Raw genomic sequence first — 16,500 nt, 5'->3', positions numbered from 1 at the left:
GTTTTCGGCTTATTTTATAAGCTTTCCGTTTTTCATGATCAGGATGCATTCGTGTAATGCTTCCGGATTGTTTTTGAGGTTCCCTTTAACAGCAATGATATCGGCCAGATAACTCTCTTTTACGATCCCCAGTTTTACATTCTTACCGAGCAGCTCGGATGCGTTGATCGTAGCATATTGGAGCACCTTTTCCAGGGGAATACCTGCTTCCAGATATGCAAATATTCCGTGTTTGGCTGCTTTTCCTCTTCCGAGGGATGTTTTCGAATAAAAATCGGACCCATAAGCCAGTTTTACTCCGCTTTTATACAATTTGGACAAACTCTGCTGCTGGCGTTTGGCACTCCTGTCCAGGATCCTGCTTCTGCGCAGCGAATCGGTAATTCCGTAGTTCTTAAATAATTCGCTCATTACTTCACGATCGGAATAAGTAGGGACCAGAGTGATCTTTCTTTCAATAACCCGGGCCAGAGTACTGTCGGAAACATTATAGGCGTGCTCAATGCTGTTTACATCAGCCATAGCTGCATTCCAAACTGCCTGATCGGTAATGGCATGGGCAGCAACCGGCTTTCTGCTGGCTTTTGATTCCTCACTGAGCGTTTTCAACTCATCCAGGCTCAATGTGGTTTGATTCGGAATATTATCTGCATAAAGCTTAATCACATCAACACGCATGAGCACATGTTGCCGAATCGCCTTAACCGCATCGTTTACGTTGCTTACCGTTTGATATTCCTTTTCTGCAAGGTGAATATTCCGCGCGCTTAAACCGTTTAATTGCCCTCCGATTGCCGCAATACCGGGACCGGAAACAAACATCCTGGGACCTTGTAGCAAGCCGTCATTAATGGCATTGCGAAGATCCACATCGGCATATAAACCCGAATTCCCCAGGTCTCTGATACTGGTAAAACCTTCGTGCAGGTAACTTATGGCCCTGCTACTACCTTCGAGGGCTCTTTTTGCATCACTTTTGGTAATTAAAGCCTTAATTACAGTCTCTCCGAAACCTGCATAGGAGGGATGCAGTTCTTCCTCTATCAACAAATGGGTATGGGCGTCTATTAAACCGGGAAGTATGGTGGCATTTCCCAGATCTTTTACCTGTGTAGTCTCTTTGTCATAGCTGAGATTCTTACCGACTTTAACGATCCTGTTGTTTTTAACTAGGACCTCTATATCGTTAAGGAATTTGCCTTTTTCACTGTCAAAAAAGTGATCCGCTTTTAAAAGGATCTGCTGGGAATAGGTGGTGAGTACTGTCAGGCCAAAGACCAGTAGCAGGAGATTTTTTCTGTTCATCCGTTGGAATAATAGTTTAACTGTTTTTTCAAAATTAAGCGGAAATATATATCCAAATAATATAGAATAGTCTCAAAATGAACTTTGACACCAAATACCGATCGGAAACTCCTGTTCAGGAAGTGCCTTCAATAAACGATTTTGGGGAAATACCTTCCTTTCTTCTGAAATTCCTGTAAAATGTAGCCTTGGAATTAAATCCGGCTAACCTGGCAACTCCAATGATGTCGTATTTCTGGTATTCGGCCTGTAAAATAAGTTTTTTGAATTCTTCAACCCTGAAATCATTGATATAATCATTAAAAGAGATCTTTAACTCTTCCCTGAAATACTCAGTCAAAACAGCCGTATTTATTCCCAGTCTTTGAGAAAGTGTTTTAATGTTGATGGAAGTATTCTTAAACAACTCATGCCCTCTTATTTCCTGATCCAGAAGCTGAGAGATCGAATCGCTGTTTACGATCAGACTTTTATCCTTCTGTATTTTCTTCCCCAAATAAAAAGCTTTAAAATATTTGGATTCGGTAATGGAATAAAGAATAAGGAATAAAGCCTGAAGGATACCGAATAAGGTAAAAAACTGTATAGCCCACAGAGGTAAGGTAAAATGCCTGTCCGGAAAATAGAATACGGTAATTACAGAAGCTGCGTGAATCAGAACATTAAGGATCTCATAGATATTGATCGAATAATAGAAAATACGCAATTTGATCAGGGCTCTGTCCTTTAAATTATGAGAGAGGTCTTTTCTGAGTATATAGAGCCCCCAACTAAAATAGACCAGGAAACTCAGAGTCAGGATAGAGGCACTTAATGTGGATTTTAAAGCCCGGATATCCGGATTACTGATAGGCTCGAAAAAGCTGAATACCAGGTGTGCAAGAACATAAAATGCCGGGAAGATCAGATGCGACCTGATCTTGATATCGTCTTTTTTAAAGAGGCAGAGGTAAATAAATAGAAAAGGGGGAATAAAGATCTCTATGGAATGTCGAAACAGTATTTTAAGGAGATTTACCTCCATGATATAGTCGAAAACAAAGGCCCTGGTATAGGCCAGCGCAAAAAGAAGAGTAATTATTCCAAGGACATATTCTCTTTTCTCCTTTTGGGCTAATTTTAAAAAAGATAAAGCGATAAGTTGTATCCCGATGCAGAGGGAGATCCCTTCAAAAATAAGGTTCCAGTTTTTTGCCAGCATAGATTATAACAACATATTTTCATTTAAAAATAATGCAAATAATCTTACGACCTTCCATTTCTTTTTAAGGATTTGTATCCCAGGTAGATAGGAGGAATTAGCGCTCGGTTAGCCAGATACCGCTGATCATTTCCTTTCGAATTCCTGCTTTTTCACCCCGATCCCTGTCATTTTAAGGGATTTCCATTTCTTCGGAAGCTTCGTATTTAGCTGTATGATCCCATTTTCGGTAATATCTAGTCCGCCGATCCCGAAAATAACCGATTGCAGCATTCCTCCGGCGCCGGTTGCAAAATACGGATTGGTACCTCCGGCGGTTTCTGCAATTACCTTAAAAGGTGGTAATTCATTGGGAATATAACTCTTCCGGAACATCTGATATGACTTTTCCTCTTCTCCGAGGCGGGCGTAGAGAACAGCCAGAATAGCTCCACCCATGGCCGGTCCGTCAGGAGACAACCTGGGTTCGTAATAGTTGAGATCTCTTTTAATGGCATCCGGCTCACTAACTATTTTTAAAGGATAGGAGAGCAGGTTTACATCGGCTTGTTTTATGGTGACCCCGTTATAGGTTTCATTTTCTTTGGTGGTACCATCCGGAAACTTCAGAATGGGGATATTGGCTGCCACATGCCTCCAGTCGGGATCGGGATCAAGATCTAATTTCTCTGCAGCTTTTGAAGCGTATTCCAGAACGGTCTTAACCATTCCGTTGGTAAAGGCATTGTTATCTATATTTTCTTCCCATTCGTTGGCACCGATCACATTATTGATCTCATACCGCCCGTTTCCTTTTCTCTCTACCCGGCTTGACCAGAAATCGGCTACTTCCTTTAATACGGGATAGCCCCGGGTCCTTAACCATTCTACGTCACCGGTAACTTCAAAGTACTTCCAGAAAGCCCAGCCCACCGTAGCGGAAATATGTTGCTGAAACGGGCCCGTAAGTGCCCATACCGGAGTATCCTCAGAACCGTCCTCTGCCGATTCCCAGGGATACATCGCTCCGTCATATCCGTGGGCAAAAGCATTTTCTTTAGCCGCACCCAAACGTTCAAAGCGGTATTCGAGCAGCGATTTAGCGATCTCGGGTTGAAGGACAAGTAGTGGAGGATACATCCATAACTCGGTATCCCAGAATACGTGACCGTTATAACCCAGGCCTGATAATCCCATAGGCGACAGCGAATAAGCAGTACCTTTTCTGGCAAAGGAATACAAGTGATAGATAGCAGAACGTACCGCTCTCTGAGATTCCAGGTCGCCTTCAATCCTGACATCACTTTCCCATAGTTTTTTCCAGGCATTGATATGAGCAGATTCCAGGCGCTTGATCCCTTCCAGTTTGGCATAGATAGTAAGCCGTTCTGCCTCGTTATGCGGATCTGCATTATGCACGGAGGAAATGGTAGAGCCTACCAGTGCAAAACGATAGGTTTCTCCTTTTTTTAATTGCTTTTTAAATTTCATCAGGTGCATATTGTAATCCCAGTCCTCGTGAATGATCTTGGGCTCTTCTCCATGTTTCTCAGGGAAAATAAAAGAGGTAGATGTGGCCAGCTTTTTCTTTCCGGGACTAAAGGCTACGGAACTCATAAGCGGGATAAGAACATGAGGCCTGTCGATCTCGGAATAGAGGTTGCGTACATCCGAAAGATGGTTTGGAGTAAAAATATAATTGATGGGAACTACTTCTACATCTGCTCTGGCGGTAATCTCAATAATGCTCATGGCCGTATAGGGCAGATTTCTCAAGGACATTAATTCATGCCGGACCGATACCTTATTCCCCACGTCGAAAGTAGTAACCAGTTTGGCCTTTTGCATATCGAGGGTCTGTGCATAATTGGAAATGCTATTGCGGTCTATTTGCCGTTTATCTACTTCCAGATGCATATTCATATGGCTAAAGGATTTCAGAATGTTACTCACGCGTCCACGTTGGTAATAATCGTAAACTCCGTTAAGGATCACTTCTTCCACTTTTAAAGGATCGGGAGAAGATACCATACCAACCATGCCGTTGGCGACTGTTATTCCGTAATAGTTATTCGGATCGATGTTGTTGGCCTGAATATGCCAGGGAGATTTTGACAGGTCCTGAGCGTGAAGATTAAAACACATCACGGCCAGTATAAAACTGTAGAACACCTTCATAGTTTAAAATTTATCAGTTAATAATTTTAATTGTAATGGCGGAAATGGAAGGCATTACCGATGTATTAAAGTTAGTAAATTCTGTGTATATAGTTGATAATAAGAATGATTTTGGAGTGAAATACAGTGATTTAATCGTTGTTCTTTTCTGTTGTCTTTGATAAAAGGCCTTAAAATCCGAGGTTCTGGATCTTAAGGCCTGTTATGAGAAAGTTGTGGACGAAAAGAAAGCTATAGTAACAAATTTGATTAAGTCATTTTCTAATTTGACTGAAGCATGCAATTGGCAGCCTCCACAAGATTGTTCTGATAACGCTCACTGAGGATCTCGTAATCGAAAAAAGTACCCAGATCGTCAACTCCCCGTTTATCTTCCGGTACTTTCTCCGAAGTGAAATATATTTTTACTTGACTGATGGGATGCTTCGCAAACTGTTCCAGTTGCTCCGTACTTACAATATAAAAGGGCCGGTTAAATTCTGTCGTGGCTGGAAGGGTGAATTTTCCCGGAAGATCCCTGTCAGGATAGAGGGTGATGATCTCTCCGTTCTTAAACTGAAGGACCAGAGGATTGTCTTTCATGATATCTATTCGTCTTCCCAATTCCCTTACCAATTGTAGCCTAAGGTAATAACCCTTGTCGGTTTTTACGAGATTGGTACTGGCCGCCTGACTGAATTTGGAGAACAATTGCCGTAGCTTTGTTGCTTTAATTATCTCGTCTTCTACCAGGTGTTTCTTGGCTTTTCGTTCCATTTTTTTGTTACTCTTGCAGTTTTGAGCCGGGCAGATAAAGGAAACCAGGCTAAAACAAAGTAAGAAGGTGATCTTTAATCTGTTCATAACGGTATGGTGATTTTAAAGTTGATATTGTCCTTTTGAGTATGAAAGTCCAGTTTAAAGGGAAGCTTGTGCCCGATAAACTTTCCATCGTAATACACATGCTTCCATTTTGGGAACAGCGTTCCGATAAGGGCACCCAATAGTGCTCCTCCGGCAGTAAAACCGATATAGAATTCAGCCCCGCGCTCTCTTTCTATGCCCAGCGGATCGGGTTGAAGGTCGATGAGAAGTGCGGTTATTGCCCCGGATCCCAGGCCGATCAATGTTCCCTGCCACCAGTGACTTCCTTTGGGAACCCGGATGGAAGCAATACTGTTTAATGGTATTTTTTGTGTTCTCTTTTCAGGATCCGTAAAAATAGCTTCGATACTGTTCAGACGCAGATCCTTTACTTTCAGAATACGGTGGTCTTCCAGATAGATCTTTGCTCTTTGATACTGTTGCTCACCCGAAGATTGAGAGTAACAAACTATAGGTAATATGAGGGTAAGGGTAAATAAAAAAATACGCTTCATCGGTTGGTTTTTTAAAGGATTGATCAGGATTAAACCAAGGAGGAATTGCTCCGGACAGAGAGGGGTAATTGGCTGAAATAAAATTATAAAGCAGCAACAGAAAGAGGGGTTACAAATGTTGCAATCTCTTATAGATATGTTTCAAAAAAATAAAGGATTTTGCTCAGGGAAGGTACTGAGAGGGTGGTTTCCCAAAGGTTTCACTAAAGCATTTAGAGAAATAACCAATATTGTCGAAACCTACTTTATAAGCGATCTCGGAAACAGAACCCGTATTTGCAGCGAGTAACTGAGCGGCTCGTTTTAAACGGATAAGCCTGATGAATTTGGTAGTGGAATAGCCTGTAAGCGATTTTATTCTGCGATGCAACTGAGAACGGCTTAAAAACATTTCATTGGCAAATTGTTCTACATCAAAACGTGAATCTTCCATATGGTTTTCCACAACCTCAATGGCCTTCTTGAAGAATTTCTCATTTATCGGCATCATCTTGATCTTTCTTAGAGGCATTGAATTTATATGATTCCTGTTTTGAAATTGTACTGATGTATTCAGATCGTTTTCCAAGGACTTTATCTTGGCTTCAAACCCTCTTTGCGTGTCCTTAACCCTGTGAATATGTCTGAATGTAAAAAAAACCATTAAAACAACAAGAACGGCATATATCAAATACGCCCAGTGCGACCTCCAGAGGGGAGGGGAAATAAAAATATCGACAGATGTTTTTTTGGTAAGATCATCGGTTACCCTCAGGTGGAGGGTATAGGATCCGGGATCCAGGCTGGCAAGCGTTATTTGACGTTCTTTTCCTAGATCCTGCCATTTTTTGCTGAGACCTTCCAGTTTGTATTCATAGGTGTTGTCTGCATTGTCCGAATAATTGAGTTCGGCGAATTTGAAAGAAAAATTGTTTTGGTAGTGGCTAAGCTCTATATTATCGGTCCTTGAGATATGTTCTTCAAGAAGTTTGTCTGTACCTATATTTTTGTCATCCAGGATCTGAAAACCTGTAAATACGATCTTTGCCGTATTTCTGCTATTATTAATGGTGGCCGGGTAAAAGGAATTCAATCCGTTTATTCCTCCGAAAAAGAGTTTCCCGTCCTCTGCTTTAAAATAAGCCCCTGCATTGAACTCATAACTTTGCACCCCGTAATCTGTTCCGAAATACCTTAATTCATCCCTTACAGGATCCAAACGCCCCAGGCCCGCATTACTGCTGAACCAGATAAAGCCCTGTCTGTCTGTTAAAATACCGTATATCACATCATTTAGAAGACCGTTAGAGGTGTCGTAATGCTTAAAGTTGGCTTTCGAAATATCCAGTTTATTAAGCCCGCCTCCATAGGTACCTACCCAGATGGCTCCGTTTTTATCCTCGGCTATACTCGTAATATTTCCATGACTTAAGGAAAATTTGTCTTCCGGATCAAACTCATACCTTTTCAGCTTATTAGAGCTTGTGTCCAGGCAGTTAAGCCCGTTTATGGTGCCTATCCACAATCGTCCTTTTTTATCGAAATACAGGCGATTTACCGAATTGTTGCTCAGGCTGTTCGGATCATTCTTATCGTGATGATAGCTGCTGTACACATTTGTCTGCGGATTAAATTTCCATAAACCGTTACCACCTACCCAGATATTGTTGTGCTTATCACTTATCAAAGTCCTGACCTGTCCGATAGAATCGGTTTGTCCCGGAAAACTGATATAGCGCCTGAAACTTTCCGTTCTTTTATCAAAACTGCAAAAACCGTTTTCCCAGGTCCCTGCCCAGATAGTACCGTTCTGATCTTCACATAAAGCCCGGACCGTATTAGATGAAATACTTTGTGGATCCTTGGAGCTGTAGGTATACACTTTTAATTCCGGAGAGGAAGGCCCTAACCGATTTAAGCCTCCGTGGGTGCCTATCCACAGTTCCCCATCACTGTCCTGCAGTACGGAGCGTACCGTTTTCTCACTTAAACCTTTATTATTACCGGGAAGATGCTTAAGATGCTCAAAACTAAACTGAGCCGGATCGTACTTATTAACCCCGCCCGAAAACGTACCCAACCACAATATCTCGCATTCGTCCATATACAAGGATCTGATAGAATTTGAATTAAGCCCTGTTCTGCGGTAAGGGTCCTGGATGATAAGATCAAATGCCTCTATTGTTTTGTTAAAACGTACCAGGCCTCCGCTGGCAGTACCGACCAGTAGCGTATCTTCCTTCCCTTTAATTATAGAGAGGACATTGTTTTTATTATCAAAAGGAAGATCTGTATCGTAAAAGCTGAATAATTCCATGTTTTGAGAACCGGGATCAAATTTTATGAGCCCCTTGCTGCTACCGACCCAAAGAGTTAAGGAATCGGAAAAAAGAGTGCTCTTAAAAGAACCAGGGAGAGCTTTCCGAATCCCTGTTGAAACAAGCAAATCTTTATCTAAACGAAACTTTTCAAGCATTTCAGGACCCAATATCCATAGATCTCCATTTGCATCCTGTGCCATGGAAATTATATGACGCGAAGTTTCATGTCTGCTAAAGCCTGATTCCGGATCATAGATATTCAAACCCTGTGAGGTTCCGATCAGCAATTTCCTCTTATCGGTGATAAAAAGAGAATTTACCTTGTTATGACTCAGACTATGGACATCGGAAGGATCGTGTTTGTATCGTATAAAAGTTTCGGTGGGAGCATCAAAATAATTCAATCCGTCCTTGGTGCCTATCCATAATGAGCCGTCATTTCCTTCCAGAATAGCATTGATGTAGCTGCTGCTGAGGCTTTTAGGGTTATCCGGTTGATGGCGGTATATGGTAAATTCATGCCCGTCGTATTTATTCAGGCCATCTTCGGTTCCGAACCACATAAACCCTCTGCTGTCTTTCAAAATACAGGTAACGGAAGATTGCGACAGACCATTCTCCAGGCTGAGATGCTTAAACCTCTGAGGTTTATCCTGAGCCCAGATTAGAAGCGGAAGCAAAAAGAATATGACTAACTTCTTTTTCATGATCTGTATAATGATTTAAAAAGACCCGGGGTGATTTCTATATAAATATATCAAATAATAAGTTTAGGTTGGGTTTTTAGTTGCTGGTTGTTAGTTGTTAGCGTTTGGTTGTTAGTTTTTTGGCTATTAGCCTGTGACTTTGGTCCCGATAGCTATCGGGATTGGAGATTAGTCAATTTGAAAATGGAATTATTTAAAAGGATTATACATTTAAAATTCAACATTCAACATTTTTCATATCTAATATCTTAAATCTAAATTTGGAGCCTTAAATAAAATCACACTTAAAATGTAACATTTTTAATGTGGGATGATCTTTGTTAAAAACCTAACGCAATACAATATGAAAAACACACTTATGCTTTTTGGGATACTGATCTTTTTACAGGCCTGTTCGCCATCCAAAGAGAAATATCTTGAAAACAACCGTTTTGATCTTACTTCTTCAGATTTTAATTTCCCCGAAAAGGATTTTAAAATAATCGGTTTCGGAGCTTATCACGGCAGCGCTAAAACAGAACAAGCCGAACACCATCTTATCAGGTCTTTAGCCGGGAGCGGAACAGTAAAGTACTATTTGCCGGAAACGGATTTCAGCATAGGTCATTATTTTAATAAATACCTGGAAACGGGCGATACCCTCCTGCTTAAGGATCTGGTTTATCATTATGGGATCAGAGTGCCGCAAGACAGGACTATTGAAACTTATAACAAATGGAAAGAGATCAAAGGGTTAAATGATCAGTTACCGGAAAAAAATAAGTTAACAGTGGTAGGGGTGGACCTAATGGTGAGCTATAAGTATAGCTGTAAGCATCTGATGGAGATAGTCGATTTTACACAGATTGAAGATGATTCTTTCCGTCAGGTCGTGAATATGGTAGAATCTGATACAACAGACTTTTCTCCTTATTACGATAGTTATTCTAAAAAAGTACTTAAGGATTTTGTAACCGACTATGAGAAAAAACCAGAGGATTTCGATCAATATATCAGCGATCCCTTTTCATTTAAACATATTGTAGATAATCTGAAGCAAACTTTTATGGTCTTTTCTGCGGAAAGAGAAAAAAGGATCTATAAAAATTATACGGCTTTAAGCGATCTGTATGATTTTGAGAATAACCCTCAGTTCTTTCGTTATGGCTTTTTTCATATTGAAAAAGAAAGGGAAGGAGGGAACCCGTCCTTTTTTACCATGCTGCTGGAGAATAATGTTTACAGCAAAGAGGAAGTACTTTCTACCATCGGTTACCTGACCAAAAGCAGGGTACTTTGGGAGCGGGTCTATGAAGACGGAGAGTATAAATCATATAAAACAGAAGGCGGTTATGGGATTGGAGATTATGAGAAGGAATATTTTCTGGGGATAGAGAACCTGAAGAAAACCAGGATGTCAGATATTACACTCTTTCGTTTAAATCAGCAAAGTACACCCTATAATGACGGAAATCCGGATCTGATAGAGGTGGTAATGCAGGATAGCGAATCCAATGGAGAACTGGTAAAAGGTAAGTCAACTACAGACTTTATAGATTATGCGATCCTGATCTCCGACTCCAAAGCGAGTATCCCTATTGAAGAGATGAAATAGTAAGTGAATTTGGTTGTTGCTCCTACGCTAAAGCTTCAGAGCACGTTGGTGGTTGTTGGTTTTTAGTTGTTGGAAGTTGATTTTTGCTAATTGCTAATTGCTAATTGCTAATTGCTAATTGCTAATTGCTAATTGCTAATTGCTAATTGCTAATTGCTAATTGCTAATTGCTAATTGCTCATTGCTCATTGTTCATTGTTCATCGGAATTTAGAAAGATTCAATAAAAAAATTACATTTGTCTAAGGCCTAAACATTTGAAACCGTACAAGTAAGATGACTAATAAAAAAATTAAGAATTACTTTTCATATGCATTCGGGGAAGTAATCCTGGTTACTGTGGGGATATTAATAGCCCTTCAAATAGGAAAGCTGGCAGAGAATATTAAAAAATCAGAACAGGAGCAGGTACTGCTGGATAACCTTCTTATAGATATCCGACATGATGTTCGCACATTGGATAGTCTTGCCGTGCATGTAGATGGTGTATCCAGGCGCCTGGCCAGTGTTGCCTTTGCCAAAACCCCAACCGAGGTGCTGGATGTAGTCCAGTCTGCCCGTTATGATTATATGTTCCAGCCCCAGAACGGGACTTTTGAAGAGGCTAAATCCATTGGCTCTATGGGACTGATAAAAAACGGACCTCTCCGTAACAGGACATTCCGTTATTACCTGGCGGTAGAAAGGAATATCTTTCTTAACGAAAGTAGTTCTTTTAAATACAATCACGAATTTGTTACCCCTCAGATAGATGAAAAGATACTGGCATCTAAAGAATATTTCGAAGTTATTGGCGTTCCCAGTCAGCTTCCGCCTCTGAATATGCAGGAGATCATACAGGACCGGAAACTTACGGGAGCATTGATCAACCGGGTAAAACTTCTGAACTCACAGATACGGGCCTGGCAGCGTTTAAGTGCCCAGGCAAAGGATCTTGTAAAGCAATTGGAAACAGAACTGGGAAAGGAAGAATGATAACCGCTTAAGGAGCATTCGGAGTACACGCTTCCTGCCCGGCCTAAAAGCTGAGCATGATTTATATTACTGACTTATATCTTATTCTTCCTTACCGGTAACCAAAAACCCTGTGAGTAGGAGGATGGCGAGCACTCTTCCCATATAAACTACATTTAAGCCCAAGGAGTATTTTTAATTGATTAAAACTGTTTTGGGGTAAAAGCAAGTTTTTTAGGGTTATTTTCTAATAAACGGAGAGTGTAGTTTTGCTCAATAACATCCCGGATTTTATTATTCGGAAATAAAAAGCATCCCATGTATATTTATAAATACTTTAAAAAGCCATTCACCGGATTACAGTTACTCCTACAGGCTTTAGGTTTATTGATTGTTTCATTGGTTATAGGGATCATCTCGATTTCCATTTTTTATGAACAAGCTTTTTTAGAGGTTATCAAAACCGATGAGTTCAATGAAAGTACTTTTTTCAGGATTTTTTCACTCATAGCTAGTGTATTTTTCCTCGCTCTTCAAGTGAGGAGAGTATATGCGTTAATACAAAATTTATTTTGGGCAGCTGTTATCGTACTTGGCATTTTTGCTATCTCAATAGTGTTTACCTATTTTGATGCAAAAGACCCATTTTTCATTTACACGGGGTTTAAAGTGTTATATTGGACCTGGTTATTTTTTGGAGGATTTATAAAAAAAGAAAACAGGAACAGCCATGTAAAATTGTTAAAAGGAAAATAATACTATGAGAGAAGCCATTGCAAATGAATTAACAAAGAAAAGAATAAACATAATTCTTATTGGCAGAAGGAAATGATTATTAGAAAAAAGGCTGAAAACCTAAGAAGGGCAATGCGAGATATAGATTACTGATTATTTCTTATTGAGATAAGCTTTCGGGTTCATTCCAAAATGTTTTCTAAACTTATCTGTAAAATGACTTAGATTGGAATAGCCTATTTTGTACCCCACTTCACTTATTGAATATTTTCCTGTATCCAAGAGTTTTTTTGCCTCTTTTAACCTGACTTTCAAGGCATACTTGTAAATACTCATTCCAACAATGTGTTTGAAAAGCTTTTGTAATTTGCTTACACTCATCCCTATTTCCGTAGCCAGAGATTCTATTTTTGGAATATCTCTATAATTATCCTGAATTTGCTGCTTTGCTTTGAAGATAAGCGTTATATCTTGTTGATTAATATTTTTAAACACTATATTCTGATCCCTTGATTCAATCCTTTCAATAAAATTCCCTAAAAACTGAAGAATAAAACCTTTCAATAATATAAGAGAAGGGGTAGCTTTATTATTTTCGGCAATAATATGTTCCAATATGCTCTCAAGCTCAAAAGAAATGCTCTCATAAAAACAAAACGGCTTTTTAGATTGGATATATTTGAGGACCGTTGTTGGGTTTTCCTTATCACAGGAAAGAGAAGCCAACCAGTCTTTTGAAAAAGTAATTACCAAACTAAAGATTGGGGTATTTGCATGAACTTTAAATTTTGTTTCAATTCTAGGGGAGATTAAAAATAATCCATTAGGAGAATGTTTGTTAATGTTGATCCATTTGTTATCACTCCATTTCTGAATATTTTGATCTGAATAAGAACAGCTTAGTGTATAGTATTTAATTGAATCTGCAGCTTCACGGTCATGCTCAAAATCCTGATGAAGCTTTAGATTATAAATAGAAAAAAATAGCCCTTTTTCAAGCTGTTGAAAACTTGCATAACCATCTCCATATTGTCTCGGGACTTTAAAAAGACCATCTTCTATCGTAGCGCTCAGTTGCTTGGATAATTCTTTAAAGAAGGTATCAGGTCCCTGTTGATTATTGACTGCTAATTTCATAGAATAAAAATATTTCCATTTTGTTTCACCCCAGTACTTTTTTTAAAGATAAAAAATATAAAACCAAATATTAGGTGATTCTTCAGGGAGGGAAGCATTACAAGAAAAAAGCCTGTAAAACTTCATTTTTATTGGCTTTTAGAGTCTTTTGTCAATAGAGACTTATGATTTTTGGAATTACCTTCGCTACTGCTCCGGTGATTCTTTAGGGGGAAGCTTTACAAAGAAAACCGGAATGCTTTGCATTCGTTTATTTTATGACTTGCGATCTTTGATGCAGGTAAAGGAATTACCTCCGCCTAAGGCTCCGGTGATTCTTTTAGGGAGAGGCTTTACAAAGAAAACCGGAATGCTTTGCATTCGTTTGTTTTATGACTTGCGATCTTTGATGCAGGCATCCGATCTTCAGTCATAAAAAAACCGGCTACTTTCGTAACCGGTTTTCTTTGTAGCGAGATCGGGAATTGAACCCGAGACCTCCGGGTTATGAATCCGACGCTCTAACCAACTGAGCTACCTCGCCATCATTTTATGAGGCTCTACCCTCAAACGCGGGTGCAAATATAGAAACAAATTTGGCTTCGTCAAATCAATCAGCTAAAATATTTTTATTAAATCCTTTCATGTATTTAAGAGAAATAATTATATTGTCAATCTTAAACATAATCACAGATGCAGGACAAAATAAAATACGAAATAGAATTCGAAATACATTCTTCACCACAGTTACTTTACCAGTATATATCGACTCCTTCAGGACTTTCCGAATGGTTTGCAGACAATGTAAATTCCAGAGGAGAAATGTTCACTTTTATCTGGGATGACAGCGAGGAAAAAGCTAAGCTCCTCAAGAAAAAAAGTGGTGAATTAGTGAAGTTTAAATGGGAGGAAAGTGATGGCGATGATTCTTATTTCGAGATCCGCATTGTGGTAGACGAAATTACAAAAGATGTTTCTGTGATGGTAACCGATTTTGCAGAGGATGATGAAATGGAAGAGGCTAAAATGCTGTGGGAGAACCAGATCTCAAGCCTGAAACACGTATTGGGTTCCGTTTAAAAAATCGTATTAAATAAAGTATATTTGCCTTGATTTTTTTCAAGGCATTTTTTTATGGTAAATTTTAACGGAAACATTTTAAATAACGAGACTTTATTCCTCAATGAAACCAACAGGGGACTAAAGTATGGAGACGCTCTTTTCGAAACCATCAGGGTAGTAAATTCCAAGATCTTTTTCTGGGAAGATCACTACCTCAGATTAATGGCTTCAATGCGTATTCTAAGAATGGAGATCCCGATGAATTTTACCATGGAATTCCTTCAGGAGGAGATCCTGAAAACGATCGAGAGGAACGGCCTGTCCAAATCGCCTGCCAGGATACGATTTACTGTTTTCAGGGATACCGATGGTCTTTACACCCCGGACCGGAACACAGTTGCCTATATCATGGAAGCTAAAGAACTCGAAAGTGTTTTCTACACCCTGGATACTTCGGCCTATGAGGTAGAACTATATAAAGATCACTGGGTAAATGCCGGATTGCTTTCCACTTTAAAAACAAGTAATAAGATCATTAATGTGATCTCGGGCATCTTTGCCAAGGAAAACGACTATGCCAACTGCCTGCTCCTCAATCAGAATAAAAGTGTGGTAGAAGCCATAAACGGTAATATTTTCCTGGTTTCGGGAAATACTATTAAGACCCCGCCTCTGGAAGACGGATGCCTTAACGGGATCCTGAGAAAGCAATTGCTGAAGATCATCGAAAAGACCGAAGCTTATGTGCTGGAGGAAACCTCTATATCTCCTTTTGAGCTACAGAAAGCTGATGAATTGTTTATCACCAATGCTATTAGCGGAATTCAGCCTATCAGCAAATACAGGAAAAAAGAATATAAAAGTGAGGTGGCAAACGACCTGCTCGGCAAATTAAATGCCATGGCCCGTTTGTCTTAGTTAAGACCCGGGTTTTCGGGTGCATTGGACCATAAGAGGTAATCCCCGCCCAATTCGAGCATTTTCTCCTTCCAGAAGGAGCTGGCCGATTTTTTAATGATATTGCTCTTGTAGATATTTTCCAGTACTACCCAGGAACTCGATTGCAACTCCTTATCCAATTGAAGCAATTCCCATCCCGAATACCCCAGAAAGAAACGAATATCCCCGGCTTTAATGGTATTATCGTTTATAAGGTCTATAATGGTTTCAAAATCCCCTCCCCAATATACACCATTGGATATTTCAATACTGTTGGTAATAAGATGAGGTACCTTGTGGATAAAATAGAGGTTGTCCTGCTCTACAGGACCTCCGTTATACACTTTGATGGATTTCTTGATCTCAGGTACCAGTTCGTTTAAACGGAAGGAAAGAGGTTTGTTTAAAATGAATCCTATGGAGCCCTCGTCATTATGCTCAGCCAAAAGCACTACCGACCTATTGAAAGATACATCTCCAATGATCGATGGTTCGGCGATGAGTAAATGCCCTTTTTTTGGTTTTAAGGCTACCATAACATACTTTTTTTACTAAATCTAACTAAAAAATTAAAAAAATCAAATTAAAAACCCCCTATTTTCGATATATAGCAATAGAAAAACGCCCGAAAACAGGCGTTTTTTTGAAAATTCGTATGTATTGTAAATTTTAGTTTACAGAGTTACTTAAATCTGCACCTGCTTTAAATTTAACAACATTTTTAGCAGCGATTTTTATAGTTTTTCCTGTCTGAGGGTTTCTTCCTTCTCTTGCAGCTCTTTTAGAAACTGACCATGATCCGAATCCTACTAAAGATACTCTTCCACCTTTTTTTAGTGATCCTTCAACATTCCCTAAAAAAGATTCTAAGGCTTTTTTTGCTGCTGCTTTGGTGATGCCAGCATCTGCTGCCATAGCATCAATTAATTCTGTTTTATTCATAATCTAAAGTTTAAAATAAAAATTGTTGGTTAAACATTGATTTTAATTTGTTTGACAAATTTATATGGATTTACGTACCATGCAAGTAAAATCAAGGGAAATCGGGTTTTTTGTTGATAACTTTGAAGGTT

At 39.4% G+C, this 16,500-nt stretch carries 14 protein-coding genes and 1 tRNA gene; 5 read left to right on the top strand and 10 right to left on the bottom strand.

The annotated features are described in order from the left end of the window. Positions 1-9: 9 nt before the first annotated feature. The 6 genes from GWK08_RS00675 to GWK08_RS00650 all read right to left on the bottom strand — a co-directional run bounded on the left by GWK08_RS00675 (position 10) and on the right by GWK08_RS00650 (position 9,028). A complete protein-coding gene (locus tag GWK08_RS00675) occupies positions 10-1,305 on the bottom strand; it encodes an amidohydrolase family protein (protein WP_163604983.1) in 1,296 nt (431 codons plus the stop codon). A gap of 115 nt (positions 1,306-1,420) precedes the next feature. Then, positions 1,421-2,506 (bottom strand): helix-turn-helix transcriptional regulator, encoded by a 1,086-nt coding sequence (locus GWK08_RS00670; protein WP_163604982.1) that lies wholly within the window; start codon positions 2,504-2,506, stop codon positions 1,421-1,423. Positions 2,507-2,632: 126 nt separating this feature from the next. Beyond that, the gene (locus GWK08_RS00665) at positions 2,633-4,663 is read right to left on the bottom strand and encodes a glycoside hydrolase family 65 protein (RefSeq protein ID WP_163604981.1); all 2,031 of its coding nucleotides are present in this window, start codon (positions 4,661-4,663) and stop codon (positions 2,633-2,635) included. Between the two features lie 261 nt (positions 4,664-4,924). Further along, entirely contained in the window at positions 4,925-5,506 is a 582-nt protein-coding gene (locus tag GWK08_RS00660; RefSeq protein ID WP_163604980.1) for a hypothetical protein, read from the bottom strand. Then, a complete protein-coding gene (locus GWK08_RS00655) occupies positions 5,503-6,021 on the bottom strand; it encodes a hypothetical protein (protein ID WP_163604979.1) in 519 nt (172 codons plus the stop codon). The genes GWK08_RS00660 and GWK08_RS00655 overlap by 4 nt, the downstream gene beginning before the upstream one ends. A gap of 163 nt (positions 6,022-6,184) precedes the next feature. Next, positions 6,185-9,028 (bottom strand): two-component regulator propeller domain-containing protein, encoded by a 2,844-nt coding sequence (locus GWK08_RS00650; protein WP_163604978.1) that lies wholly within the window; start codon positions 9,026-9,028, stop codon positions 6,185-6,187. 343 nt (positions 9,029-9,371) lie between these two features. Here GWK08_RS00650 and GWK08_RS00645 point away from each other — a divergent pair, with 343 nt between their 5' ends. From GWK08_RS00645 to GWK08_RS00635, 3 genes are all read left to right on the top strand, one after another. Continuing rightward, positions 9,372-10,622, top strand: coding sequence for a hypothetical protein (locus GWK08_RS00645; RefSeq protein ID WP_163604977.1), 1,251 nt, complete (start codon positions 9,372-9,374; stop codon positions 10,620-10,622). A gap of 275 nt (positions 10,623-10,897) precedes the next feature. Further along, positions 10,898-11,596 carry a DUF6090 family protein gene (locus tag GWK08_RS00640; RefSeq protein WP_163604976.1) on the top strand — a complete coding sequence of 233 codons (699 nt, stop codon included), beginning with the start codon at positions 10,898-10,900 and terminating at the stop codon, positions 11,594-11,596. Between the two features lie 297 nt (positions 11,597-11,893). Beyond that, positions 11,894-12,331: a hypothetical protein gene (locus tag GWK08_RS00635; RefSeq protein ID WP_163604975.1), complete on the top strand. Its 438-nt coding sequence runs from the start codon at positions 11,894-11,896 to the stop codon at positions 12,329-12,331. Between the two features lie 132 nt (positions 12,332-12,463). Here the strand turns inward: GWK08_RS00635 and GWK08_RS00630 are convergent, their stop codons facing one another. Continuing rightward, positions 12,464-13,447, bottom strand: a complete 984-nt coding sequence (locus tag GWK08_RS00630) for a helix-turn-helix transcriptional regulator (RefSeq protein ID WP_163604974.1) — start codon at positions 13,445-13,447, stop codon at positions 12,464-12,466. Positions 13,448-13,896: 449 nt separating this feature from the next. Continuing rightward, positions 13,897-13,970, bottom strand: a tRNA-Met gene (locus GWK08_RS00625). Between the two features lie 149 nt (positions 13,971-14,119). Between GWK08_RS00625 and GWK08_RS00620 the strand changes: the two genes are divergently transcribed. Further along, positions 14,120-14,506: an START-like domain-containing protein gene (locus tag GWK08_RS00620; RefSeq protein ID WP_163604973.1), complete on the top strand. Its 387-nt coding sequence runs from the start codon at positions 14,120-14,122 to the stop codon at positions 14,504-14,506. Positions 14,507-14,560: 54 nt separating this feature from the next. Next, on the top strand, positions 14,561-15,406 hold the full coding sequence (locus GWK08_RS00615; RefSeq protein ID WP_163604972.1) for an aminotransferase class IV: 846 nt from the start codon (positions 14,561-14,563) through the stop codon (positions 15,404-15,406). On the opposite strand, the gene GWK08_RS00610 is transcribed toward GWK08_RS00615, so the two are convergent. Both GWK08_RS00610 and GWK08_RS00605 read right to left on the bottom strand, forming a co-directional pair. Further along, positions 15,403-15,963 carry a YqgE/AlgH family protein gene (locus GWK08_RS00610; protein WP_163604971.1) on the bottom strand — a complete coding sequence of 187 codons (561 nt, stop codon included), beginning with the start codon at positions 15,961-15,963 and terminating at the stop codon, positions 15,403-15,405. The two genes, GWK08_RS00615 and GWK08_RS00610, sit on opposite strands and share 4 nt — an antisense overlap. Positions 15,964-16,096: 133 nt before the next feature. Then, complete coding sequence (locus GWK08_RS00605; protein WP_163604970.1) at positions 16,097-16,369, bottom strand: HU family DNA-binding protein; 273 nt, start codon at positions 16,367-16,369, stop codon at positions 16,097-16,099. Positions 16,370-16,500 lie beyond the last annotated feature (131 nt).

Origin of the sequence: Leptobacterium flavescens (genome assembly GCF_010671605.1) — a bacterium.
GTDB classification, from domain to species: Bacteria; Bacteroidota; Bacteroidia; order Flavobacteriales; family Flavobacteriaceae; genus Leptobacterium; species Leptobacterium flavescens.
This window is presented reverse-complemented; position numbering and strand designations above follow the sequence as displayed.